The organism is Collinsella aerofaciens (genome assembly GCF_040910245.1).
Taxonomy (GTDB): domain Bacteria; phylum Actinomycetota; class Coriobacteriia; order Coriobacteriales; family Coriobacteriaceae; genus Collinsella.
Genome location: NZ_JBDGAY010000020.1, coordinates 1 through 24,159, shown reverse-complemented (window position 1 = coordinate 24,159; position 24,159 = coordinate 1). Strand labels below are relative to the sequence as shown.

Here is a 24,159-nt window from a genome sequence, read left to right as displayed (position 1 = left end):
CCTGCGCAACTGTGACATTCCTCCCGCGCGGCAAAGCGGGGACGATCGCTCGCGCGAGCGGGGGTTTCGCCTCCGCCCCCTCGCACTCGTGACAAAGCTCACTGGCGCGCGCCGGCGGCTCCTGCGATGATGCAATCGTACCGGGCCGCAATCAACAGAAGGGCCGCCTCATGACAGACATCGTCCACGTCGAAAACCTCGTCAAGCGCTACGACGATCTTATCGCGCTCGACCACTTTAACCTGAGCATCGCCCCCGGCGAGATCTTTGGCCTGCTCGGACCCAACGGCTCGGGCAAGACCACGTCCATCAACTGCATTTTGCAGCTGCTCGCTTACGACAAGGGCACCATCGAGCTGTTCGGCGAGCCCATGACACCCGCCCGCTACGACCTCAAGCGCCGCATCGGCGTGGTGCCGCAGCAGGTGGCGGTGTTCGACGAGCTCACGGTGCGCGAGAACATTGACTATTTCTGCAGCCTCTACGTCAACGACCGCAAGCGCCGCCGCGCGCTGGTGGACGAGGCGATCGACTTTGTCGGGCTGGGCGACTTTACCAAGTTCCGCCCCGGCAAGCTCTCGGGTGGCCTGGCGCGTCGCCTCAACATTGCCTGCGGTATCGCGCACAAGCCCGAGCTTATCTTTTTTGACGAGCCCACGGTGGCGGTCGACCCGCAGAGCCGCAACGCCATCCTGGAGGGCATCTGCCGCCTGCGCGACGAGGGCGCCACGGTGGTGTATACCAGCCATTACATGGAGGAAGTCGAGCAGATCTGCAGCCGCATCATGATTATGGACGGCGGGCGCGTGCTGGCGCAGGGTACCAACGACGAGCTCAAGCGAATGATTCAGATGGGCGAGCGCGTGACCGTCGAGGTAGGCGCCGTCGAGCCCGCCACGGTCGAGCGGTTGCGCGCCCTCGAGCACGTGCTCAGCGTCGATCTGTCCGGCGGCGAACTCGTCTGCACCTGCGAGGCGAGTCCGCACAACCTGGTCGACATCCTCGACACATTGCGCGCCGCCGACGTTGCGCTCGGCCGCGTGTGGAGCGAGCCACCGACCCTCAACGACGTGTTCCTCGAGATCACCGGCCGCGAGCTGCGCGACTAGGGGGCGGCCATGTTCAACACCATTATCATTACGGTCAAGACGCTGCTGCGCCGGCCGAGCACGTGGGTCTGGGGCGCGATCTTTCCCATTGCGCTTTCAACGATGTTCATGTTTATGTTTGCGAACCTGAGCTCTGACGGCAAGGTCGACCCGGTGCCGGTGGCCGTCGTAGCGGATGAGGCCTGGGATGCTTCGTCCTTTAAGGACGTGGCGACGTTGCTTGCCAAGGAGGGCGACGACCAGCTGCTCGATGTGAGCGAGTACGAAGACTTGGCTGCCGCGCGCAAAGCACTCAAGGCCGGCGAGGTCGCGGGCATTTACACGGTGGATGCCGCGGGCACGCCCAAACTCACGTTGCTTTCGAGCTATGACAACTCGCGTGCGTCGTCGGTGCTCACTGACCGCAGCATCCTTGAGACGGTGGCAAGCTCGTATACACAAAATGCCGAGCTCATGCGCCAGATTGCCCAGGACAACCCGGCGGCGCTCGCCGACCCGGAGGCGGTTGCGCGCGCCCTGTCGCTCAAGGGTGGCACCCGCCGCGTAAGCCTGACACGCACCACGCCCGATGGCACGGTCATCTACTACTACGCGCTCTTTGGCCTGGTCGCGATGATGTCTGCCGAGTTTGCCGCCTTGAGTGTCGTCGACCTGCAGCCCAATCTGTCGGGCCTTGGCGCGCGCCGCTGCGTGGGCGGCCTTTCCAAGACAGCGTCGCTGGCCGGTATCTTTGTCGGCTCGTGGCTGGTTTCCTTTGCCTCGATGGCGGTCGCGATTAGCTACGTGCGCCTAGTCGTTGGCGTCGACTTTGGCGGGCGCGAGGGGCTGTGCCTGCTGGGCGGTGCTGCATCCGCGCTTGCCGCCACGGGCCTGGGGCTCTTTGTGGGCACGCTTCCTGTTAAGGGTGGCAAGGCGTCCAAGTCGGGCATCCTCACGGGCTTTGCCACCACGTGCGCCCTGTTCGCCGGCCTCTACGGCGAGCCGGCGATGGCACTTGCCGACGACGTTGCCCGCGCCTGCCCGGCCGAGTGCTGGCTCAACCCCGTCAAGCTCATCTGCGACATGTTCAACCGCCTGTATTTCTTTGAGGACCTGGGCCCCTTTGCCGTTCGCGCCGGCGCGCTGGTCCTTATGGCGCTGGTGTTTGTCGCCGCCGCTACGCTGATCTTTGGAAGGAGCCGCTATGAGCACCTTTAAGACCGCGCTTCGCATGGCGCTGGCGCACCCGTTCTACCTGCTCATCTATACGGTGTTCATCTCGCTCATGGGCGTATTCATCGCGGCCTCGGTGAGCTGGAACTCGTCGCAGCTTACCGAGTACAAGCCCTACGACACCAACGTGATCGTGGTCGACCGCGACAATAGCGACCTTTCGCGGGCGCTTACCAAGCACCTGGGGTCGCGCTTCGAGCTGGTCACGGGCGTTGGTGACGACACGTACGACCTTGCGGATGCGCTCGCCAAGAGCAACAGCGCCAAGGGCAGCGCCGATTGCGTGTTCTTTATCCCGGAGGGGTTTGAGGGCGACCTCGTTGCAGCCGCCCGCGCGGGGGAGTCCCTGCCCAAGCTCGATGTGACCTACGGCGCCGGCACCATGGCGGCAGCGCTTTCGTCTGCCGAGGCCTCGCGCTGGATCTCGCTCGCGGGCGCTGCGGCCGCACTTGAGCCCGCCGCCTCTAACGGTAGCGTCGCCAAGGCTGCCGAGCATGCGGCCGCGAAGCGCGCCAAGGTCGAGATCGAGCAGGTCAAGGTTGACTCGACAGCCGCCGCCACGCTCGAGTCGTATTTCAACTTTGGCGCGTACGCGATTATCTCGTCGGTCATCGTGTCGGTGGGATTGGTGTTCTCGGGCATGAACGAGCCCGAGCGCGTGCGCCGCATGGAGGCCGGCCCGGTCTCCGAGCGCCAGCGTTCGCTCGCCGTGTTTGCGGCCGCTGCCGTGCTCACCGTCTGCATCTGGTTTGTGTCGAGCATGATGGGCGTCGTGGGCTTTGCCGGCGCGGTTGCCGAGGTCGGCGTGGGCCGTGTGTGCCTGGCGCTGGCGGCGACGTTTGCGCTGGCGTGCACGCCGCTGGCCGTTGGCTTTGCCCTTTCGAGCTTGGGCGCACGCGAGGAGCTGCTCAACGGCGTGGGCAACCTGCTTGGCATGCTCATGACGTTTTTGGGCGGCGCCTGGATGCCCCTGTCGCTGATGGGCCCGGCCGTGCAGACGGTGGCGCATTTTGTGCCGACATATTGGGTGAACGACGCGATCAGCAAGGCACTCGCCGCGGACCTGACGTCCACCGTGCTGGGCGACATCGCCTGCGACCTGGGTGTCACGGCACTCTTTGCCGTGGCCATCGCCGCCGCAGGCCTGGCCCTCGCACGCGCCAAATCCCGCGTCTAGCCACCTAGTCATTTAAGAGCGTCCCCAATGACTAGTCTGAAATAAATCCCAGGCCTCGCTCAAAAATAGTTCGCCAAGGTTTACTATAACGCTCATAAAGTAGTACGAGGCTAACAATGGGGGATACCATGGCAACGCAGGAAGCCTACGTCCAGGTTAAGGATCTCAAAAAGCACTACGGCGATGGAGATGCACGCCTGACGGTGCTCGACGGCATCGACACGTCCATCAACCGCGGAGAGATCTGCGTCATGCTGGGGCCTTCGGGTTCGGGCAAATCGACGTTTCTTAACCTGATCGGCGGCCTGGAGGATGCCGATGCCGGCTCTATTCTGGTGGACGGCTGCGACCTCATCACGCTCAACGCCGGCGACCTGGGTGAGTATCGCCGTCGCGAGCTGGGCTTTGTGTTCCAGTTCTATAACCTGGTGCCCGACCTCACCATCAAGGAAAACATCGAGGTCACGGCACACCTGTCCAAAAACCCGCTCAATATCGACGACCTGCTGCGTTCACTGGGCCTCTACGAGCACCGCAACAAGTTCCCGCGCCAGGTCTCTGGCGGCCAACAGCAGCGCTGCGCCATCGGCCGCGCGCTTGTCAAAAACCCGGGCCTGCTGCTGTGCGACGAGCCCACGGGCGCGCTTGACTACAAGACGTCCAAGGAAATCTTGCAGCTCATGGAGGATGTCAACCGCACCTACGGCTGCACCATCATCATCGTCACGCACAACGCCGCCATCGCCCGCATGGCTAACCGCGTGCTGCGCCTGCGCGACGGTCGCATTGTCGAGGATGAACTCAACGAGTCGCCCGTCGCGGCCGCCGAGCTCGATTGGTAGGCGGCGCCATGACACCTCTCGCAAAACGTCTCCCGCGCGAGCTGCGCCGCAATATCGGCAAGTACCTGGGCATTTTTTTGCTTATGTGCGGAAGCATCGCCCTTACATCGGGCTTTTTGCTCGCGGCGCATTCCATTGGCTGCCTTATCGACGACATGCGCGATGCGTACACGATTGAGGACGGCCGCGTGACCACTTCCTTCGAGGCTACCGACGATCAACTCAAGGCCGCCGAGGATGCAGCCGGCGACGTCGGCGGCGTCACGCTCTACAAGAATTTCTCCATCGACGCTATCATCAAAAAGACCGCCGGCGACGATGGCACCAAGCGCACGCTGCGCACCTATGCGCACCGCACCAAGGTCGATATCGCGTCCTACTGTGAGGGCAAGGAGCCCAAGACGGACGACGAGGTGGCCATCGACCGCGTCTTCGCCACCAACAACGATCTCGCCGTGGGCGATAAGGTTGAGCTTGAGGGCCGCACCTACACCATCTGCGGCATCATGACCCAGCCCGATAGCCAGGCGCTGTTCCTCAACAATTCGGACTTTACGGTGAACACCATCACGTACGGCGTGGCCGAGGTCACCGATGCCGGCTTTGCCGCGCTCGAGGATGCCGGTGGCGCACCCGCCTACACCTACTCCTTCACCTTTGCCGATCGCGATCTCTCCGCTGCAGACCGCATCGACGCCGAGCAGGATATGGTCGAGGCGCTGACCGATGCCGATGCACGCGTGGACGATCTGATCGACGCCGATTCCAACCAGGGCATTGGCTACGCACGCGACGACGTAGACGGCGACTCCATGATGTTGATGACGCTGCTCGACATCATCATCGTGATCATGGCGTTTGTCTTTGTGGTCCTTACCGACGCCACCATCGAGGAGGAGAGCGCCATCATCGGCACGCTGCTCGCCAGCGGCTATCGTCGACGCGAGATCGTGCTGCACTACCTCGCGCTTCCCGCCATCGTGGGCGTGGTCGCGGCGCTTTTGGGCACTGCACTCGGCGTTGTGTTCTTTACCGAGCCCATGCGCAGCCTCTATTACGGTTCGTACAGCCTGCCGCCCTTCCAGGTGTACTGGAGCTGGGAGATCTTTGTGAAGTGCGCCGTGGTTCCCGCCGCCGCGCTCATCCTCATCACGCTGGTGGGCCTGCTTCGCAAAATGGGCAAGACGCCGTTGCAATTCCTTCGTCACGAGGCGAGCGTCAAATCGGGTACCAAGCGCGGCCTGCAGCTGCCGGAGCGCATGGGTTTTGTCTCGCGATTCCGCCTGCGTATCTTCCTGCGCAACCTGGGCAACTTCGCCACGCTCTTCGTGGGCATTGCATTTGCGTCGCTGCTGATGCTTTTTGGCCTGGCGATTCTGCCCACGATGACGCACTACGCGGACAACCTGAAGACGAGCCTGGTCGCCGAGCACCAGTACACGCTCAAGGCGCCGCTGGAGCTCGAGGGCACCGCCGAGGAGCGCGAGCAGTGGTCGGCACTCGAGCGCTTGCAGTCGGTTGACGGCGCGCTGCTAACCGCTGCCCAGGATGCCGATGACGAGCTTGACGACGCGGCCGATGCGGCGCAGACGGCAGCCGATGCCGCGACCGCATCTCCGTCTGCCGAGAGCCTGACTGCGGCGCAGGATGCGCTTGCCAAGGTCCAGGACAAGAAGGATGCGCTTTATGCGCGCCTCGATGATCTTGCCGATGCCCTCGGCTGCAACCGTGATGAGGCTATCGACCTGATCGACAAAGCCTCCAAGATTGACACTGACAACGACGATATTCACCCGGTCAATACGACCGACAACGGCGCGGGCGCAATCGCACAGGCCGAGAAATACGCCGTTTACCAGCTGCAATACGACCGCGGCGATGGTAATGGCGAGGAGACGATTTCCGTCTACGGCATTTCATCCGATTCGCGCTATTGGAAAGACCTCAACGTCGGCGATGGGCGCATCGTCTTTGGCGGCGGTCTGCTCGATAAGTTTGGCTGGAGCGAGGGTCAGAAGGTCATGCTCGGCGACAAGTACGAGGGCGAGCGTTATTCCCTTGAGTACGCGGGCAAGGACTGTGCCTGGGGCTCCAAGTCGGACATGAATATCTATATGAGTATCGACGACTTTAACGAGCTGTTCGACAACGACGCCGCCTACTTTAACGGCTATGTGAGCGACGAGAAGCTCGATCTCGATGCTCGTTACTTTGCCGGCGACACCACGCCCGACGACATGCGCGCCGTGGGCGACCAGTTTATCGGCATGATGAGCAAAATGATCGGCATGATGGTTGGGCTCGCGGTGTTTATTTTCCTGCTGTTTATGTACCTGTTGACCAAGGCTGTGATCGACCACAGCGCCCGTTCGATCAGCTACATGAAAGTCTTTGGCTATCGCGATAGCGAGATCTCGCATCTGTACATCCGCTCGATCACGCTGTGCGTGGTGGCGTCGCTTGTGCTGAGCCTGCCGGTCATTATTGGCTCGCTTACGGCCATCTTCCGCTCGATGCTGCTCGCCTACAACGGCAATATCGAGATCTACGTGCCCGCTTGGTCCATGACGGCGTGCGTGGGCATTGGCTTTGCGACCTACCTGGTCGTGGCGCTGCTACACACGCGTTCTATCAAGCGCGTCAGCCTGGCCGAAGCCCTCAAAGTCCAAGAGTAGTCATCGGGGACGTTCTTAAACGACTAGTCATCGGGGACGGTCTTTGCCGATTCGCCGGCTCGCTGGCCGGGCCGGCAAGGACTGTCCCTGGCGGCACTCATTTAAGTCTGTCCCCAATGAGTGGTTTCAGTCATTTAAGTCTGTCCCCAATGACTACCCAATGACTGGGCGCCGTGCTTGACATTAACCCTGCTTCAACGGGTACCATCCTCTTATGTCTGTAACGCCATATAGACCGAGGGGATAGATCTATGACCGCAACCGCACCCGCAGCACCGGCAAAGGTGTACTTTACCAACCTGCGCACGCATGCTCGCGAGAGCCAGCTCGACAAGCTCAAGCGCCTCATCCGTCACGCCGGTATCGAGCAGATCGACTTTGAGAACAAGTTCGTCGCCATCAAGATTCACTTTGGCGAGCTGGGCAATCTGAGCTTTTTGCGCCCCAACTACGCTCGCGCCGTCGCGGATGTCGTGAAGGAGCTGGGAGGCAAGCCCTTCCTCACCGACTGCAATACGCTCTATGTGGGTAGCCGCAAAAACGCGCTCGAGCACATCGATACCGCCTACCAGAACGGTTTTACCCCGTATGCCACGGGCTGCCAGATCATCATCGCCGACGGCCTCAAGGGCACCGACGAGGCACTCGTCCCGGTCGAGGGCGGCGAGTACGTGCGCGAGGCCAAGATCGGTCAGGCTCTCATGGACGCCGATATCGTGATCAGCCTCACCCACTTTAAGGGCCATGAGCAGGCCGGCTTTGGCGGCGCCATGAAGAACCTGGGCATGGGAGGCGGCAGCCGTGCCGGCAAGATGGAGCAGCATGCCGCCGGCAAGCCGAACGTCGCGACCGAGCACTGTGTTGGCTGCCGTGCCTGCGAAAAGGTCTGTGCGCACAACGCTATCTCGTTTGACGACACCCGCGAGCGCGAGCTTGCCAACGGTAACACCCGCACGGTCCACGTGGCCGCCATCGACCACGATCGCTGCGTGGGTTGCGGCCGCTGCATCGGCGTGTGCAACCAGGACGCCATCAAGCCCGGCTATGACGCCGCGGCCGACGTGCTCAACTGTAAGATCGCCGAGTACACCAAGGCCGTCGTCGACGGCCGCCCGAGCTTCCACATTTCGCTCGCCATGGACATTAGCCCCAACTGCGACTGCCATCCCGAAAACGACACGCCCATCGTCAACGATATCGGCATGTTCGCGAGCTTCGACCCGGTCGCCATCGACCAGGCCTGCGCCGACGCCGTCATGGCATCCGAGCTGCTGCCCAACACCGAGCTCACCGATAGCGCGGCCAAGATGGAGCACAACCACGAGCATCTGGAGGGCGATCAGGCCAAGGACCCCTTCTGCATCACGCATCCCGACACCGACTGGCGCACCTGCATCGCGCACGCCGAGAAGATCGGCCTGGGCACGAGAAAGTACGAGCTCATCGAGGTCAAATAGCGCCTAGCTATTGGACAAAATAAGCGCTTTTGTAGCGCAACGTTAGCAAAAGCCGCCCGTGAGCACAGCGCCCACGGGCGGCTTTTCGGAAGTATGCGGCAAATTTCGAGATCGCCGAGCACACGACATTTTTTGGCAACAAAACCCCTGATAAATTGTTGGTAAAACTGCGGTCTGGTCGGCAGTTCCAGATTTTGCCGCATACTTCCGAAAATAGGGGGTCAGATAAAGCCCCAGACGTTGCTTTTTGCCTAAAAATACTCGTCGAGGAAGTCGTCGACTGTATTCCAGTAGAGCTCGGGGTCAACTTGCGCACTCTTGGCGTGGGTGGCGCCATGGATGGTGAGCTTTTGCTTGACCTTGCTGGCGCACGCATCGTAGTTTTGGTCGAGCATGCTGTACGGCACAAAGGTGTCCTGGTCACCGTGGATAAACAGCATGGGAACCGTCGCGTGTTTGAGTTGCTCCACACTGCTCGCCTTATGAAAGTCGTAGCCCGCGCGCACGTTGCACACCAAGTTTGCTACATCGAGCAAGGGAAAGCTGGGCAGGCCGAACACGTCCTTGAGTTGCAGGGAAAACTCGTCCCAAACACTCGTATAACCACAGTCCTCGATAATGCATTTTACGTTTGCGGGTAGAGATTCCCCCGCGACGTTCATGGCAGTTGCTGCACCCATCGACTCGCCAAAGACCAGGATGCGCGCCTCGGGGTCGGCCGCAACGATCCGCCCAATCCATGCAACGATATCGAGCCGCTCGGGCCAGCCCATGCCGATATAGTCGCCGCCGGAGCGCTCGTGGGCGCGGGCGGCAGGCGCGAGCACGTTCATGCCGCGGTCGTGGAATCGCTTGACGTATCGGGCCATGCCGATGGGCTCGTTGGTATATCCATGCAGGCAGACGGCGTAATCGTGGGTGTTCTCCGAGGCGGCAAAAAACCAAGCGGCGAGCTCGGTTCCGTCATCTGCGGTGAGGCTGCTGCTCTTGCGGTTTTCTTTAAACCATGTCCGCGCCTCGGTGTCCTCGGCATCCGGCTGCTCGCCTTCTTTGTCGTTCTTGCTATCCTGCATCATCTTCATGGTGTACGGCGCTTGGGGATTCAGCGCGAAGTCAAACAGAAAGTTGCCGGCAAATCCGAGCAGCACAACGACAACCACCAGTGCAACGATGCCGGCCATCTTGAGCTTTCGATGGGAACGTGCGTTTTGAGCCATGCGGTATTCTCCTATAAGATGTTAATACGTCAACATTTAATGCAAGCGCATTATGGACGTTCGCCGTTGATGCGTCAACAGGCAAAGAATGGGTAAACAAAGGGTCACGTATGGTGCAAATTTCGCACGTACCTAGACGCTTTGATATAGTGTTGAGAACTCTTTACGTTGGAGGATGTAACCGGCATGTCCGATTCGAGCGACAGTTCTAAGCCGCGACCCAAGACCGCGGCCGTTCCACACTACACGGTGGGCGAGGAGATCATGAACTCCGTCACCCATGGTGTCGGCTGCCTGCTGGGTATCGCGGGCCTGGTACTCCTGATCGTATTTGCTGCCCTGCGCGGCGGAGGCCCGGCCCACATGGCCGCGGCGATTGTCTATGGTGTCAGCATTATCCTCGAATACCTTGCCTCCACGCTCTACCATGCGATTCAGCCCGCTCGCGCCAAGCGCGTGTTTCGCATTATCGACCACAGCTGCATCTACCTGCTCATAGCCGGCAGCTATACGCCGTTTTGTCTCATCACGCTCGCAAACGACGGCGGTCCTATGCTGTTCTTTGCCGTATGGGCCATCGCCATTATCGGCATCGCCCTCGAGTGCTTTATGCGCGAGCGTCAACCGCACTGGGTAAGTGGCCTGGTCTACCTGCTGATGGGCTGGCTCGTTGTCTTTAAGCTGCCCGAACTTGTGGCACTGCTCAACCCCGTGGCGCTTGCCCTGCTCGCCGTCGGCGGCGTGTGCTACACCGCGGGCGTGCCGTTCTATATCGCCAAAAACGTGCGCTATCTGCACAGCGTGTTTCACCTGTGGGTGCTCGCCGGCAGCATCTTCCAGTTCATGGCGGTGATCCTCTTCGTAATCTAGCGACCACGCCAGCGCCCGTGCCCCCGCTCGGTCGCCAGCGCAATTGCCCTATCCGCCATCAACGTTTTACCCTAACGTCCCGAATCTTGGAGGTTCGAGAAACTCCCGATGGACATAACCATCTCCCTTATCACCACCCTCGTTTTGACCCTCATCAACGGCTACTTCTCCATGTCCGAGATGGCGCTCACCACGGCTAAGCGCGCCGTGTTGGAGCACGATGCCGAGGAAGGCGACAAGCGCGCCGAGCGCGCCATTAAGCTGGCCGCCGACTCCGACCAGCTGCTCGCCACCATCCAGGTCGCTATCACGCTCGTGGGCTTCGCCTCGTCCGCCGTCGCATCGACGAGCCTGTCCGACCCGCTTGCCACGTGGCTCATGAGCTTTGGCATCGCGCCGCTCTCTGCCATCGCGCGCGGCCTGGCGCCGGTCATCATCACCGTCGCCGTCGCCTTCGTGTCCATCGTGATCGGCGAGCTCGTGCCCAAGCGCATTGGTCTGGCCAATGCCGAGGGCGTGTCCAAACAAGTCGTGGGGCCGCTTTCGGTGTTCCAAAAGATCGCCCGCCCGCTCGTGTGGCTGACCGGTGCCTGCTCCGACGGCCTGGCCCGCATCCTGCGCATCAAGAGCGCCGACGACCGCCAGAACGTCTCGGAGGAAGAAATCAAGTACATGGTCTCGGAGCAGGACGACCTGCTCGACGAGGAAAAGCGCATGATCCACGAGATCTTCGACCTGGGCGACACCGTGGCTCGCGAGGTCATGGTGCCGCGCGTGGACACCACTATGTGCGAGGACGACGAGACAGTCGCCGACGTGTTGTCCACCATGCGCCAGACCGGTTTCAGCCGCATCCCCGTCTATCACGAGGACCCCGACAACGTCGCGGGCATCGCGCACATCAAGGACCTGATTCAGCCCGCGCTCGACGGCAAGGGCGACCAGCCCATCGCCGATTACCTGCGCGACGCCACCTTTGTGCCCGACACCAAGGATATCCTGCCGCTGCTGTCCGAGATGCAGACCTCGCACGACCAGATCGTGGTTGTCGTGGACGAGTACGGCGGCACGGCCGGCATCATCACCATCGAGGACATCGTCGAGGAGATCGTCGGCGAGATCGAGGACGAGTTCGACCCCGACAACAAGTACCTCACGCGCCTTTCGCGCCGCGAGTGGCTCGTCGATGGGCGTTTTTCGTGCGATGACGCGATTGAGCTTGGTTGGCCGCTCGAGGAAAGCGATGATTATGAGACCATCGCCGGCTGGATTTTGGAGCTTTGCGACTCGGTGCCCGACATCGGAGAGGTGTTTGAGGTCGCAGGGTACAAGTTCAAGGTACAGTCGATGCGTGGCCAGCGCATCTCGCTCATTCGCGTGATCGCTCCGGCCGAAACCGATAAGAAGGATTCCGAGTCCTCGGCCGAGAAGCCGGCGGCGTCGGGTGCGGGCTCTGCGGACCCGCACGATGGCGACGAGTAGGGCAAGGAAGAGTAGGGGAGAGTTATGGCAGGCCTGTTCAACATCCTTAAGGTCACCGTCAGCGAGGACAAGATTTGCGCGCATGTGCTGGTGAACCCCGGCATGCCGCTCATGACCTCGGAGGATATCGAGGCCACGGCGCGCGTGTACTACCTGGTGCCCGCGATTGCCAAGCATCTGTGCCTGGGCGATTCGGGTCGCGAGTTCCAGGATTGCATGGGCCAGACCGAGCTTTGCCACCTGCTGGAGCACGTGACGGTCGAGCTCATGAACGAGACCGGTCTCGCTGGCAGCATTTCGTGCGGCCGCACGCGCGTGAGCGAGCACGACGAGCGTGTCTTTGAGGTCGAGCTTTCGTGTCCCGACGACGCGCTGGCCATCGGTGCGCTGTCTTCGGCGACCTTTATGATGGACTGGGCGTACCTGCACGCCGACCAGCCGGCCCCCGACGTGGAAGGCACGGTCGCGGGCCTGCGCAACCTGGTGCTGGGCATGCGTGCCGAGGCCGAGGGCAAGGACCCGCACGAGGCCGTTGCCGCTGCGAACGGCGAGGACGTGGCCGAGGATGTGCCCGAGGGCGATGCTCCTGCCGAGGCTGCCGCCGAGTCTGTCAACGATGCCCCTGCCGAGGAGACCGTCGAGGCCGAGCCCGCGGAGCCCCAGGGCGTCCCGAGCTTTGACGACGAGCCGCAGGAGGCAATCGATACCGAGGGCGCGACCGCCGAAAGCCACGAGGCCCCCGCTGCCGTCTACGGTGGCGCGGCGACGGCTCCGGTGGCCCCCGCGCGCGAGGGAGCGCTGCCGCTCGTTGACGGCGCCGGCGAGGACCCGGGCGCTACAGTGGCCATGCCTGCCATGCCGCAGGAGTAGGCTCACCCGCTTATCACCATCATGTACCTGCGCCTTTACCGTACGCAGATGAGCAAGACGGCAAGCGCTGTGCTGCGGGTATAATGGACAGCATTCAAACGGTGGGCGCCGAGGTGCCCGCAGGAGAGGAATGAACATGGGTAAGACTTTCAACTTTATCTCGGGTGCGCTCTTCGGTGCCGCCGCCGGCGCCATCATCGGCGTTGCCCTGGCTCCGCGCTCGGGCGCCGAGACCCGCGCCATGGCTGCCGATATCGCCAACGACGCCTGGGATAACATGCGCGACACCTACGAGCACGGTGCCGAGGAGGCCCGCGCCGCGGTCAACGATTTTGGCCCGATGGTCGACGCCAAGACCGATGACCTGCGCGCCAAGGTCGACCTTGCCCGCGAGCGCATGGACCAGCTGCGCGAGCAACTCAACGACGCCATCTCGGGCGGTAACGTGACGCCCGCCGCCGATGTCGTGGTCGAGAACGCCGTCGAGGCCGACGCTGAGGCCGCGGAGCCTTCGACCGAGGCATAATGCGCGCCGGGGATTTTGTCGGCGCCAAGATCTATCGCAAGCCTACCGAGGATAAGCGCACCAAAAAGGACGGCACGCCGCGCAGCCCTAAAAAGCTCGGCAAGATTCACTTTCCGGTCTTTACCCCGGGCGGTACGCGCGTGGTGGGCTTTATGGTTCGCCAGTCCGATATCGCGGGCATGATCGAGCGCCCCGACCGGTTTGTGGCGCTCGATGCCATTGGTGTCTACGAGGGCGCCATCGCGGTTGACGACGTCAAGGGCACCTACGATGCCGCTGCGGCCAAGCGCCTCGACATCAACCTGGACGATTGCATTATCTGGGTTGGCATGGACGTGCGCACGGAGTCGGGCGATGTCGTGGGCTATTGCTCGGATGTGGAGTTCAAGCCGCGTTCGGGCATCGTGCAGACGTTCTACGTGACCGCCGGCACTGCCTCGAGTGTGCTGGTGGGCGACACGCAGATGCCGCCGACGATGCTGCGCGGCTATGCGGACGGCGCGATGATCGTTTCGGACGAGGTCAAGTCGCTCGGGTATTCGGGCGGCGCCGCCGCAAAGGCTGCCGAGGCAAGCGTCATGGTGGGCGATAAGGTCAAGAAGGGCGCCAAGGTGCTCGATGACAAGGGTTCGGTCGCCGTGGACAAGGGCAGTCGCGCGCTGGGCAAGCAGCTCGGCAAGACGCGCGGTATGTTCAAGGCCTTTAAGGACGAATACCAAAAGGCGAGCGGGGGCTCGTCGAAAGCCAGCAAATAGCGACGTACCAATTGATGGGAGGCAAGCCGGAGACCTGTTGCTCCGGCTTGCTGCGTTTATGGGGGAGGGCACATGCGCCAAAACGGATCTAACTTAAACGGGCGCTCGGGTGCGCGTCCGACGGCGCGCCGCGACCTGGGGCAGCTGCCCAGCGGTCAGCGCAAGCGTCACCGTAAGCCCGGCGCGATGTATCTCAACCATAGCCGCGGCTTTAGCGACCGCAGCGCTCGCATCGGCAACGGGCGCTCGCCGCGCCGACCGTCCCGCCTGCCCTATGCGCTCATCGCCGTGGGTTGCGCGCTCGTGCTGTTTATCGCTGCCGTCGTGGGCTACGTCAACCGCAGCGTGGATGTCGTCCTCAACGGCCAGGAGACTGCAGTGCGCGTCGGCTCTACGCTGCAAAATCTCATCGACGGCCAGGAGCTGACCGATACCTACGACGCCGGGGACTTGCTGGCCGTTGACGACAGCGTGCTTACTCGCCATGGCGGCGAAAAGCTGTCGGTAAAAGTGGACGGCAAGCGCATAAAACAGGGCAAGTGGAAAAGCCGCGAGCTTACGGGTGGCGAGAAGGTGACGGTCAAGGACGGCCGTGACACGTATGAGAAGCACGAGGTCCAGGCGACGGTTATCGAGCCCAAGCTCAAGGTCGAGGGCACGGGTGCCATCGAGTACGTCAAGACGTGGGGTATCCAGGGCCGCTCCGAGGTGTGGGTCGGCGAGCAATCGGGCAAGACGCAGGACCGCGGCGAGGTCGTGCCCGCCACCGATTGCGTGGTCGAGTGCGCGAGCGTGGCACCCAAGGGCAACGAAAAGTACGTGGCGCTGACGTTTGATGAGGGCCCGAGCGGCGCGACCAAGCAGATCTTGCAGGTGCTCAAGGAAAAGGGCGTCACCGCGACGTTCTTCCTGTCGGGTGATGCGGCCGAGGCCTCGCCCGCCACGGCCAAGGCGATTGTCGATGCCGGCTGCGAGGTCGGCTCCAACAGTTACAGCGACGAATCGCTCAAGGGCCAGGACCGCGATGCGGTGCGCGAGCAGGTATCGAAGGGCACCGAGGCGATCAAGTCCGCGACCGGCGTGAAGACGATGCTTTTGCGCGCTCCCTACGCAGCCTTTGACGAGCAAAACTGGATTGATGCGATGGACCTGGCGTCTGCCGTGGTCTCGTGGAATATCGATTCGGGCGACTGGCTGCTCAACGGTGCCGACGAGCAGGTCTCGACGGTGCTCGATTCGGTGACGCCGGGCAACATTGTGCTGCTGACCGACAGTGATGAATGTGCCGAGCAGACGCTCGTGGCGCTGCCGCAGATTATCGACGGGCTTATTGCCGACGGTTACAAAATCGTGACGTTGAGCGATCTGGTCAAGACGGACGCATCGCTGAGCAAAAAGCTCAACTCGCTGGCGAAGGTCACCATGCCCAAAAACGCCGTGTTCCCCCAGCTCGCCGAAGATGACGACACCACAGACTAGTTATTTAAGAACGTCCCCAATGACTATGTCACGGATGCGTCGGCGTTTGGTATGCCTGCGATGTTTGGAGCATAAATTTGGCGCCACGGCGCGATGCTGATGCTATAGTTACTGCGGATAACAAGGGTCAAGAGAAAGGTTGCAGGTGAAATCCAAACCTCGACCATACAGTCGATGACCCCATGCAGGTGCTTCTTGCGCATGCACGGGGTGTGAGCGCCGAGCGGCGTGCCGCCCGCGCATGCGTATACATATCTAAAAGTCCACGGACGGCGCGCCGGCATGGTCGCAGTCCGAAGGGATAATGATGGGGAGCACCAGTGAATTATCTGAGTGAGATGCTCAAACTGCCGGTTTTGGACGTCGATGGCGAAAAGCTCGGCGTTGTGAACGATTTTGGCATTGCTACCGGCGAAGTTTTTCCGCACGTGACGTCGCTCGCGTTCCGCGGACCCGGCAAGACGCCATTTATGATCAGCTGGCGCAAATGGGTCGACCGTATCGACGAGACGGGTGTACACCTTAAGTCGCCGGCCACCGAAATCCGTTTTTCGTACTTGCAGCCGACCGAACTCTTACTTGCTCGCGACGTGCTTAACAAGCAGATCGTCGACACGCAGGGCATGAAGGTCGTGCGCGTGAACGATATCAAGTTTTCCATGTCGGGCGAAAATCAGCTGCGCCTGCTGGGTGCCGAAGTTGGCGCCCGCGGTCTGCTGCGCGCGATCAGCCCCGCCCTTGAGCATGTTGTCGAGGGCTTTATGAAGCACCTGGGCAAACCGCTCGGCGAGGATATTATCGCCTGGTCCTATATGGACCTGCTCGATCGTTCGACTAAAAACATCCAGCTGTCGGTGTCGCACAAGACGCTCGGCGAGCTGCATCCCGCCGACATTGCCGACATTATCGAACAGCTCGACCCGCGCCTGCGTGCGCAGGTGTTCGCGCAGCTCGATACCGCCCAGGCCGCCGAGGCCATCTCGGAGTTCGATGACGACGAGCTTATGACCGAGATGCTCGAAGGCTTGTCCGATACGGACGCATCGTCGATGCTGGCCATGATGGACCCGGACGACGCCGCCGACCTGATCGACGAGCTCGATTACGAGAAGGCCGAGAAGCTGTTGCGCCTGATGGGCGTTCAGGAAGAGAAGGCGATTCGTAACCTGCTGGGCTATGAGGACAACACCGCCGGCCGCATCATGACCTCGGAGTTTGTCTCCCTGCCCGCCACAGCGACGGTCGGTGACGCCATCGAGGCGATCCGCCAGCTTGATGAGGACTTCGAGAGCGTCTACTACGTCTATACCGAGGACCCGAGCGGCATGCTCACCGGCGTGCTTTCGCTGCGCACGCTGATCGTGGCCGACCGCGACGCCACGCTGGGCCAGCTGGCCTATCGCGACCTGGTTTATGTATCGCCCGACGATGACCAGGAAGACGTAACGGACGAGATGACCAAGTACGACCTGGTTGCCATTCCCGTTTGCGACGAGAACCGTCACATCTTGGGTATCGTGACCTTTGACGACGCCATGGATGTTATCGCCGAGGAGCACCAGGAGGACCTGCAGATCGCAGGCGTTGGCTCGGGCGATAGCGCGTCCGACGATTCGACGAATGTGCTCAGCTGGTTTGTGCATCGCCAGTACTGGGTTGTCGTGTGGGGCATTGCCTCGTGCATCATGGCAACAGTGCTGGGGACGGCGCTGGGCTCCGCGCATCTGGTGGTGTTCCCCATGTGCGCCATGCCGCTCGTGTTGCTGGCTGCCTCGCGCATGGTGTCGTTCGTCAAGAATTACTTCTTGGAGTACGACGGCCATGACGATGAGCCCAAGCCTTATCTGGGATTTTTCTTCCAGAGCACGGGCATGGGCCTGATTCTGTCGCTCGTGACCTACCTGTGCGCCCAGCTGGTGCGCACCGCTGCGTTCCTCGACGCGCCCATGTTTGAGGAGCAGCTCTTTACCGGCTGCTTTAACATCGCGGCCATCGTCTGCCTGATTGGCAACATGAGCGCCGTGATTTACCTGATGGTGCTGTTCTGGCGTGACGAGCACGACCTCAATACGTCGGGCACCGCCATGAACGTCATTGCCGTCATGATTTCATGCGTGGCGTACTGCATCGCCGCAGTGCTGCTCACCATGTCGGTCATGGGGTAGGTGGTCGCGTGCAAAACACGAAGCAAAAGGCGAGCACCAAGCAAAAGCTGACCATCGCGGCCATCTTTGGCGCCATGGGCCCTGGCCTTCTGGCGGCGCTTTCGGGTAATGACGCCGGCGGCATCGCCACGTATTCCAGCGCTGGTGCCAGCTATGGCTACAAGATGCTGTGGATGCTTCCCGTCATGACCGTGCTGCTTATCGTGACGCAGGAGACTGCGGCGCGTTGCGGCTGCGTCACAGGCAAGGGCCTGGCGTCGCTCATCCGCGAGCGCTTTGGCGTGCGCAGGAGCGTGCTGGCCATGGCGGCGCTGCTGATCGCTAATACGGCCGTGACCATTTCGGAGTTTGCGGGTATCGCGAGTGGCCTTGCTCTGTTTGGCGTTCCGGCGAGCATCTCGGTGCCGCTCGTGGCGCTGCTGGTGTGGATGCTTACCATGTCGGGCAGCTTCCAGCGCATCGAGAAGATTCTGCTGCTGGTGAGCTGCGTGTTTGTGACCTACATTGTCGCTGCATTTATGGCTGGTCCCAGCTGGGGCGAGGTGGCGGTCGACCTGGTTGTGCCCAACATCCAAAATGACCCCAGCTACGTGTCGCTTGTGGTCGCAACGATTGGTACCACCATCGCGCCGTGGATGATTTTCTTGGCGCAGAACAACGTGGTCGATAAGAATGCGGGCGAGGACGATATCGTGCTGCAGCGCATCGACACCGTGAGCGGCTCGATTGCCGCCGATGTCATCGCTGGCTTTATTATCATCACGACCGGTACGGTGTTGTTCCCTGCAGACATTCAGATTAGCGACGCTGCCGATGCCGCCCGCGCATTGGAGCCTATCGCGGGCCAGTGGTCCACGGTGCTGTTTGCATCGGGCCTGGTCGCGGCGAGCTTCTTGGCCGCCTGTGTGCTGCCAGGCGTTACGTCCAGCGCCATCTGTGAGGCATTTGGCTGGGAGCGCGGTGCCGATCGCAGCTGGGACGAGGCCCCGGTCTATCGCGGCATCATTACGGCCATCATTGGCATCTCTGCCGTGCTGGTGCTTATGCCCGGTGTTGACCTGTTCCAGATTATGATGACCTCGCAGGTCATCAACGGCGTGCTGCTGCCCGTAGTCTTGGTATTCCAGGTGGTTATCGCGGCGGATCGCCACATTATGGGCGCCAACCGCAACGGCCGCGTATGGAACGTGCTCACGTGGGCGACTATCGGCGTGATTACGGTGTTGACGGTCGTCATGTTTGTACTGCAAGCGATGGGCTACAGCGCGTAGCGCCTCTTTTGGGTTTCGAACAGGCCGCAGCGATGGGCTGCGGCCTGTTTTTGCCTGATGTAGGGGGTTGGTTATATACGCGTGGGCAAAAAATGCCAAATATGAGTACTGTTGCTAATCCGGTGACAATTAAGACAATGAAGATAATGAACATAACTAAAGTATCTGTTAATTAATATCGATACAGCCAGGCTTTAAGCCGATTATTCTGGCCGGTCCAAAGGGGTATGGCGACCGAAAGAACTCCATTTTGTGCCATTTTGCCTGTTACTAAAATGGTATCAGTACTCATATTTGGCATTTTTTGCCCACGGCCCCTTTGGGGCCGGCTCGAAAAGAGCAACCTTGGGGTGTTTGCTGCGGGTGCGGGGCTTGCAGACGACACTCGGGGTGGCGAGGAACTCAGAATTCGGCCGCGGAAGGGCATTCATCGACCGCGTCAGGAGTGTCCCTAAGTGCCGGCACATTGGAACGTCCCTAACTGCCGGAGGGGGCGTCGGTTGTGGCCGACGCCCCCTCCGGGTGCAAGCGGATTTGACTGCGCGTTACTTGTCGCCGCCGAGCTTGTGTGGCTTGTAGGCGAGGGCATTGACGAGTGCATCGGCGGCGGACTTGACGGCTGCCGGCTGCGGATCGTTGACGTGGTCCTCGGGGTGCACGGGCAGGTCCTTCTTGACCGCATCGTGGATGAGATTGAGGTACTCGGCCACGCCGGTGGCCGACAGGTGCGTGCCGTCGCCGTCAAACAGGTCGTTGCGGTTGGCGCTGTACCCGTACCAGTCGATAACGCGTACATTCTTGTAGCGCGTTGCGGCGTTGGCGATGGCCTGGTTCGTGGACCCGACCCACGGCTGCGGGCTACGCGTGTTTACAAACACGACAATGCGCTGCTCGCCGGCGTCGGCCATGATCGCGTCGACCTGGGCGTCCGTTACCAAACCGTTGGTGCCCAGGGCAAAGACCACGATCTTGCCGGCAAGGTTCTGCTGGATATAGCCCTCAAATGTCGCGCGGCCCGCATCAAACTGGCGGCCCTTTTCGGCATCGATATGGCTGTGCGGAAACACACCGTCAAAGGAATCAACGGCGCGTAGCGACACGGAGTCACCGATCATCAACAGGTCGTAGGAGCCATCGGGGAAGCCGTCGTTGTCCTTGTCGGTGTCATCGGCCGCCTGCTGGTCGGTGGGCGCGGTGTTTTTGGCTTCCTTGTTCAGAACTTCGGCGCCCTCGCCGCTCAGCGCGGACGTCTCGGGCACAAAGATCAGGCCGCCCAGTGCAACGACCAACACGACAGCGCAGGCTGCACAGACAGGGACGTGCGTGCGTGCCCAGTTGGCGGGCGTGGTGGTGCCATCGCGGAATTCGGTGACGGTGCGGCCGAAGGCGCCCTTTCTAAACGGCGTTTCGATAAAGCGATAGGAGCACTCGGCTACGGCGACCACCACAAGTACCTGCAAGATGTACTGCCACCAGGGCGTATCGTTGATGTTGGCGACCGGGTTCATGAGCAACAGCAGCGGATAGTGCCACAGGTAGATGCTGTACGAGCGCTTGCCAACCCACACGAGCGGCTCGGCGGACAGCGCGCGGGCAACCATTCCCTGGGGCTGCACGCAGGCCGCGATGACCATGAGCGTGAGGATGGAGCATAACAGCGTGCCGCCGCGATACTGGAACGCGGTATAGCCGTTGGTGAGCGCGACCATGGCGGCAAGGCCAACCAGACCCACGACGCCCAACACATCGATGGATGCGGGCGAGGACCAAAAGCGCACGAGGGCGCTCGGCTGTGCCGGGGCGGTCTCGGCTGATTCGTCGGCCTTCTCGCCAGGCTTGCCCTCGGCGTTCTTGCCGTGCTTGGCGGCGCCAGCCAGGCGATTGAGCCCCAAACGATGTGCGAGACGCACCGGCGCCAGGTCGCGATCGGGGATAAAGGCCATCCAGGCACCCAGCAGCAGCGAGAACACGCGGGTGTCGGTGCCGTAGTACACGCGGCTGGGGTCGGCGGCAGGGTTGTAAAGCACCATCATGGCGAGGGCAGATACCGCGGCAAGGCCCAGAACCACGCGGCGCGTGTTGGGCTTGCTCACATGCATGGATACCATGGCAAACAGCAGTGGCGGCCAAATCAGGTAGAACTGTTCCTCGATGGCAAGCGACCAAAAGTGCGTGAGCGGTGAGGGGTCGCCCAGAGCATTGAAGTACGAGACGTTTTGGGCAATCTGCCACCAGTTGTTGAAGAACAGCAGCGACGGCAGGATGTCGGGGCGCATCTTGGTGAGCATCACGTGGTTAAAGATGGTGCACAGCGCGCAGGTCACGAACACTACCGTTACCACGGCGGGGACCAGGCGACGGATGCGGCGAATCCAGAAGCTCTTAAGGTCGATGCGACCGGTCTTAGCGACTTCGTTGAGCAGCAAGCGCGTGATCAGATAGCCCGAAAGCACAAAGAAGATCGTGACGCCGAGCAGGCCGCCCTGAGCCCACGTGAGGTTGAGGTGATAGAGCACCACCGCGACGACGGCGAGCGTACGCAGACCGTCGAGCGCGGGAATGTAGCGGGACTTGGGGCGAGCGGTCGCCCGTTCTTTTGCAGCGCTGTTGGTGTGGGTGCCCTTATTGGCGGGCGCGCGATGGGAGCCTGCGGCGTGGCGCGACTCGCCGGTGCGGCGGTCGGCGCGCGGGCGTTCGTGCGGCGCCTGGTTATCGGGCGCGCGGCGCGGGCCGCGCGGGCTCGATTGTGGGAATTGTTCCATAAAACATCATCCAATGACGAGAATAATCAGCACATATTCATTGTAGCTGCCTGCTCCTGTGAATGCTTGCTGCTGGCGCAACCTCAAGGGCGCGTTCACATCAAAGTGAACTAAAGTTATAGAGGTGCGAAGGCGCGCAATCGACGGTCGACGGTGGGTGCAAGGCCCGCAGACGAGGAGGTTTCCATGGCAGACAACGGCATTGTTGCGGTGTTCGGCAGCATGAACATGGACCTTTCGGTGGCGTGCGAGCGCATGCCGCGCGCGGGCGAGACCGTCGGCGGCAGCGGTTTTATCACCAACGCCGGTGGTAAGGGTGCCAACCAGGTCGTGGCAGCTGCGCGCATGGGCGCGCGCACGTGCATGATCGGCGCGGTCGGGCGCGATGCGTTTGGCGATGTGCTCGTGGCGGGGCTTCAGGATGCCGGCGTGGGCGTTGAGTTCGTGGCACGTCGCGATGACGTGGAGACCGGTACCGCGACTATCATTCGCTGCGAGAGCGACAACCGCATCGTGCTGTCGCCGGGCGCCAACCACGCGCTTGCGGGCGAGGATGTGGCCTGCGCCCTGCGTTGTCTGGTGGCCGATGAGCTCGACGGCGACGCCAGCGATATTGCCCCAGCTGCCGGAAGCGTCTTTATCGCCCAGGGCGAATGTGACCTTGCAGCGACGGCCGAGGCACTTGTTTGCGCTCACGAGCTGGGGTTCTATGCGGTTTTTAATCCAGCGCCTGCCTGTGAGTTGCCTGCGGAGGCCTGGCCTGCGGTCGACCTGGTCTGTCCCAACGAGACCGAATGCCAGGTGCTGACGGGCATCTTGCCCGCGGATGATGCGAGCTGCATCGCGGCGCTCAATGCCCTGCTCGCCAAGGGTGCCGGAGCTGCGGTCATCACGTTGGGCGGCGCCGGCTCGGTTACGCTCGGCGATGGTGGTGAGCTGCTGCGCATGCCGGCGCTTTCGAGCACGGTAGTCGATACCACGGCCGCGGGCGATACGTTTATCGGTGCGTTGGCAGCAGCTCGCCTAGAGGGCTTGCCGCTCTTTGAGTGCATGGCCACGGGTGCTCGCGCCTCGGCAGTGACGGTGTCGCGCCTGGGCGCTCAGCAGTCGATTCCCACGCGAGCCGAAGTTGAGCGCGTGTTTGATTTAGACGATTTAGTACAAGACGGAGAAGCGGAGTAGAACAATGGCAACCAAGAAGCTGATCCTTGATCTGGATATGGGCGTAGACGATGCGATGGCGCTTGCCTATGCCATCGCGAGCCCCGAGGTGGAGCTCGCCGGCATCACCACGTGCTTTGGCAACGTGCGCGTCGACCAGTCGGCGCATAACTGCCTGGCGGTGCTCGACCTGTTGGGCCGTCCCGAGGTGCCGGTGTACCTGGGTGCCGACCGTCCTCTGCAGGCGACTGAGCCTTATACGCCGCCGGCGTCCACCGCGCTCATTCACGGTAAGAACGGCATCGGCGGCGCGAGCGTGCCCGCGTCGCCCTACGAGCCGGTGGGGGCGACATCGGCTGATGGCAACGCTGCGGTCGATTATCTGATCGATGCCGCGCGCACCTATGGTCCCGATCTGGTCTACGTAGCGACCGGCCCGCTCTCCAACCTGGCGCTTGCCCTGGAGCGCGATGCGGCGGCGGTGATGTCTATCGGCCGCGTGGTGGTAATGGGCGGTGCCCTGACCGTGCCCGGTAACGTGAGTGCGGGTGCCGAGGCCAACATGGCAAGCGATCCCGAGGCGGCCGATGCCGTGCTGCGCTCGGGCCGCAAGCTCACCATGGTGGGCCTGGACGTGACGCATCGCGTGGTGCTCACGCGCCGCGACATTGCCGGTTGGACGGGCTCGGGCACCATGGCGGGCTGCGCATTTGCGAGTATGGTCGAGCACTACATTGGCTCGTACGAGATGAACGCCCCTTACCTGGGCGGCTGCGCGCTGCACGATCCGCTTGCCGTTGCCGTGGCGATTGATCCCACGCTCGTGGGCGCACTTGGTTGCAACTTGCGCGTCGACCTGCTCGGCGAGTATCGCGGCCGCACTATCTGCGACGAGCATCGCCTGTCCGACCCCGACAAGAGCGCGCTTGTGGCACTCACCGTGGACGCCCCGCGCTTTCTGTCCGAGTTCAAGGCGCGCATGGCCCGCATCCTAGGCTAGGCTCGGGATCGAAGCACGCCCATCTGCTCGATGTGGCCGCTGGCGGGCCGACGGTTGATTTCCGATCTCAACCGAACATATTGAGCGAATAGGCCGTTCCCGCAGTTAGCCGAACGCCCCCGCGGCCCC

Annotated in this window: 18 protein-coding genes; 16 read left to right on the top strand and 2 right to left on the bottom strand. The window is 61.9% G+C overall.

Annotated features, from left to right (window positions below; translation table 11 throughout):
* Nucleotides 1-170 precede the first annotated feature (170 nt).
* From AB5Z20_RS07655 to AB5Z20_RS07630, 6 genes are all read left to right on the top strand, one after another.
* Nucleotides 171-1,109 (top strand): ABC transporter ATP-binding protein, encoded by a 939-nt coding sequence (locus AB5Z20_RS07655; RefSeq protein ID WP_368156846.1) that lies wholly within the window; start codon nt 171-173, stop codon nt 1,107-1,109.
* A 9-nt stretch (nt 1,110-1,118) separates the two neighbouring features.
* Nucleotides 1,119-2,306, top strand: a complete 1,188-nt coding sequence (locus AB5Z20_RS07650) for an ABC transporter permease (RefSeq protein WP_368156845.1) — start codon at nt 1,119-1,121, stop codon at nt 2,304-2,306.
* Nucleotides 2,293-3,498, top strand: coding sequence for an ABC transporter permease (locus AB5Z20_RS07645; RefSeq protein ID WP_368156844.1), 1,206 nt, complete (start codon nt 2,293-2,295; stop codon nt 3,496-3,498). Before AB5Z20_RS07650 ends, AB5Z20_RS07645 begins: the two co-directional genes overlap by 14 nt.
* A gap of 128 nt (nt 3,499-3,626) precedes the next feature.
* A complete protein-coding gene (locus AB5Z20_RS07640; protein WP_368156843.1) occupies nt 3,627-4,340 on the top strand; it encodes an ABC transporter ATP-binding protein in 714 nt (237 codons plus the stop codon).
* A gap of 8 nt (nt 4,341-4,348) precedes the next feature.
* Nucleotides 4,349-7,015, top strand: coding sequence for an ABC transporter permease (locus AB5Z20_RS07635; RefSeq protein WP_368156842.1), 2,667 nt, complete (start codon nt 4,349-4,351; stop codon nt 7,013-7,015).
* Nucleotides 7,016-7,266: 251 nt separating this feature from the next.
* A complete protein-coding gene (locus AB5Z20_RS07630) occupies nt 7,267-8,472 on the top strand; it encodes a DUF362 domain-containing protein (protein WP_368156841.1) in 1,206 nt (401 codons plus the stop codon).
* A gap of 251 nt (nt 8,473-8,723) precedes the next feature.
* Here AB5Z20_RS07630 and AB5Z20_RS07625 read toward each other — a convergent pair whose 3' ends face one another.
* A complete protein-coding gene (locus tag AB5Z20_RS07625) occupies nt 8,724-9,689 on the bottom strand; it encodes an alpha/beta hydrolase (RefSeq protein WP_368156840.1) in 966 nt (321 codons plus the stop codon).
* Between the two features lie 186 nt (nt 9,690-9,875).
* Between AB5Z20_RS07625 and trhA the strand changes: the two genes are divergently transcribed.
* From trhA to AB5Z20_RS07585, 8 genes are all read left to right on the top strand, one after another.
* Nucleotides 9,876-10,559 (top strand): PAQR family membrane homeostasis protein TrhA, encoded by a 684-nt coding sequence (gene trhA, locus AB5Z20_RS07620; protein WP_195239889.1) that lies wholly within the window; start codon nt 9,876-9,878, stop codon nt 10,557-10,559.
* 108 nt (nt 10,560-10,667) lie between these two features.
* A complete protein-coding gene (locus AB5Z20_RS07615) occupies nt 10,668-12,041 on the top strand; it encodes a hemolysin family protein (protein WP_368156839.1) in 1,374 nt (457 codons plus the stop codon).
* A gap of 24 nt (nt 12,042-12,065) precedes the next feature.
* Nucleotides 12,066-12,911 (top strand): cyanophycin synthetase family protein, encoded by an 846-nt coding sequence (locus AB5Z20_RS07610; RefSeq protein WP_368156838.1) that lies wholly within the window; start codon nt 12,066-12,068, stop codon nt 12,909-12,911.
* 136 nt (nt 12,912-13,047) lie between these two features.
* Nucleotides 13,048-13,437, top strand: coding sequence for a YtxH domain-containing protein (locus AB5Z20_RS07605; RefSeq protein ID WP_118080297.1), 390 nt, complete (start codon nt 13,048-13,050; stop codon nt 13,435-13,437).
* Nucleotides 13,437-14,192: a PRC-barrel domain containing protein gene (locus AB5Z20_RS07600; RefSeq protein ID WP_368156837.1), complete on the top strand. Its 756-nt coding sequence runs from the start codon at nt 13,437-13,439 to the stop codon at nt 14,190-14,192. Before AB5Z20_RS07605 ends, AB5Z20_RS07600 begins: the two co-directional genes overlap by 1 nt.
* 72 nt (nt 14,193-14,264) lie before the next feature.
* Nucleotides 14,265-15,671 carry a polysaccharide deacetylase family protein gene (locus AB5Z20_RS07595; RefSeq protein ID WP_368156836.1) on the top strand — a complete coding sequence of 469 codons (1,407 nt, stop codon included), beginning with the start codon at nt 14,265-14,267 and terminating at the stop codon, nt 15,669-15,671.
* A 320-nt stretch (nt 15,672-15,991) separates the two neighbouring features.
* On the top strand, nt 15,992-17,836 hold the full coding sequence (locus AB5Z20_RS07590) for a magnesium transporter (RefSeq protein ID WP_368156835.1): 1,845 nt from the start codon (nt 15,992-15,994) through the stop codon (nt 17,834-17,836).
* Nucleotides 17,837-17,910: 74 nt separating this feature from the next.
* Complete coding sequence (locus AB5Z20_RS07585; protein ID WP_368156859.1) at nt 17,911-19,107, top strand: Nramp family divalent metal transporter; 1,197 nt, start codon at nt 17,911-17,913, stop codon at nt 19,105-19,107.
* A 545-nt stretch (nt 19,108-19,652) separates the two neighbouring features.
* Here AB5Z20_RS07585 and AB5Z20_RS07580 read toward each other — a convergent pair.
* On the bottom strand, nt 19,653-21,869 hold the full coding sequence (locus AB5Z20_RS07580) for an acyltransferase family protein (RefSeq protein WP_349090607.1): 2,217 nt from the start codon (nt 21,867-21,869) through the stop codon (nt 19,653-19,655).
* Nucleotides 21,870-22,055: 186 nt separating this feature from the next.
* Here AB5Z20_RS07580 and AB5Z20_RS07575 point away from each other — a divergent pair, with 186 nt between their 5' ends.
* Both AB5Z20_RS07575 and AB5Z20_RS07570 read left to right on the top strand, forming a co-directional pair.
* Nucleotides 22,056-23,051: a ribokinase gene (locus tag AB5Z20_RS07575; RefSeq protein WP_368156834.1), complete on the top strand. Its 996-nt coding sequence runs from the start codon at nt 22,056-22,058 to the stop codon at nt 23,049-23,051.
* A gap of 4 nt (nt 23,052-23,055) precedes the next feature.
* A complete protein-coding gene (locus tag AB5Z20_RS07570) occupies nt 23,056-24,030 on the top strand; it encodes a nucleoside hydrolase (RefSeq protein WP_368156833.1) in 975 nt (324 codons plus the stop codon).
* Nucleotides 24,031-24,159: the final 129 nt, after the last annotated feature.

Bases quoted from the DNA above. Each gene is read 5' to 3' on its own strand.
- AB5Z20_RS07570 (WP_368156833.1), top strand. From the start codon at position 23,056: ATGGCAACCAAGAAGCTGATCCTTGATCTGGATATGGGCGTAGACGAT.
- AB5Z20_RS07615 (WP_368156839.1), top strand. From the start codon at position 10,668: ATGGACATAACCATCTCCCTTATCACCACCCTCGTTTTGACCCTCATC.
- AB5Z20_RS07595 (WP_368156836.1), top strand. From the start codon at position 14,265: ATGCGCCAAAACGGATCTAACTTAAACGGGCGCTCGGGTGCGCGTCCG.
- AB5Z20_RS07600 (WP_368156837.1), top strand. From the start codon at position 13,437: ATGCGCGCCGGGGATTTTGTCGGCGCCAAGATCTATCGCAAGCCTACC.
- AB5Z20_RS07635 (WP_368156842.1), top strand. From the start codon at position 4,349: ATGACACCTCTCGCAAAACGTCTCCCGCGCGAGCTGCGCCGCAATATC.
- trhA (WP_195239889.1), top strand. From the start codon at position 9,876: ATGTCCGATTCGAGCGACAGTTCTAAGCCGCGACCCAAGACCGCGGCC.
- AB5Z20_RS07645 (WP_368156844.1), top strand. From the start codon at position 2,293: ATGAGCACCTTTAAGACCGCGCTTCGCATGGCGCTGGCGCACCCGTTC.
- AB5Z20_RS07650 (WP_368156845.1), top strand. From the start codon at position 1,119: ATGTTCAACACCATTATCATTACGGTCAAGACGCTGCTGCGCCGGCCG.
- AB5Z20_RS07605 (WP_118080297.1), top strand. From the start codon at position 13,048: ATGGGTAAGACTTTCAACTTTATCTCGGGTGCGCTCTTCGGTGCCGCC.
- AB5Z20_RS07625 (WP_368156840.1), bottom strand. From the start codon at position 9,689: ATGGCTCAAAACGCACGTTCCCATCGAAAGCTCAAGATGGCCGGCATC.
- AB5Z20_RS07630 (WP_368156841.1), top strand. From the start codon at position 7,267: ATGACCGCAACCGCACCCGCAGCACCGGCAAAGGTGTACTTTACCAAC.
- AB5Z20_RS07610 (WP_368156838.1), top strand. From the start codon at position 12,066: ATGGCAGGCCTGTTCAACATCCTTAAGGTCACCGTCAGCGAGGACAAG.
- AB5Z20_RS07575 (WP_368156834.1), top strand. From the start codon at position 22,056: ATGGCAGACAACGGCATTGTTGCGGTGTTCGGCAGCATGAACATGGAC.
- AB5Z20_RS07640 (WP_368156843.1), top strand. From the start codon at position 3,627: ATGGCAACGCAGGAAGCCTACGTCCAGGTTAAGGATCTCAAAAAGCAC.
- AB5Z20_RS07580 (WP_349090607.1), bottom strand. From the start codon at position 21,869: ATGGAACAATTCCCACAATCGAGCCCGCGCGGCCCGCGCCGCGCGCCC.
- AB5Z20_RS07655 (WP_368156846.1), top strand. From the start codon at position 171: ATGACAGACATCGTCCACGTCGAAAACCTCGTCAAGCGCTACGACGAT.
- AB5Z20_RS07585 (WP_368156859.1), top strand. From the start codon at position 17,911: ATGGGCCCTGGCCTTCTGGCGGCGCTTTCGGGTAATGACGCCGGCGGC.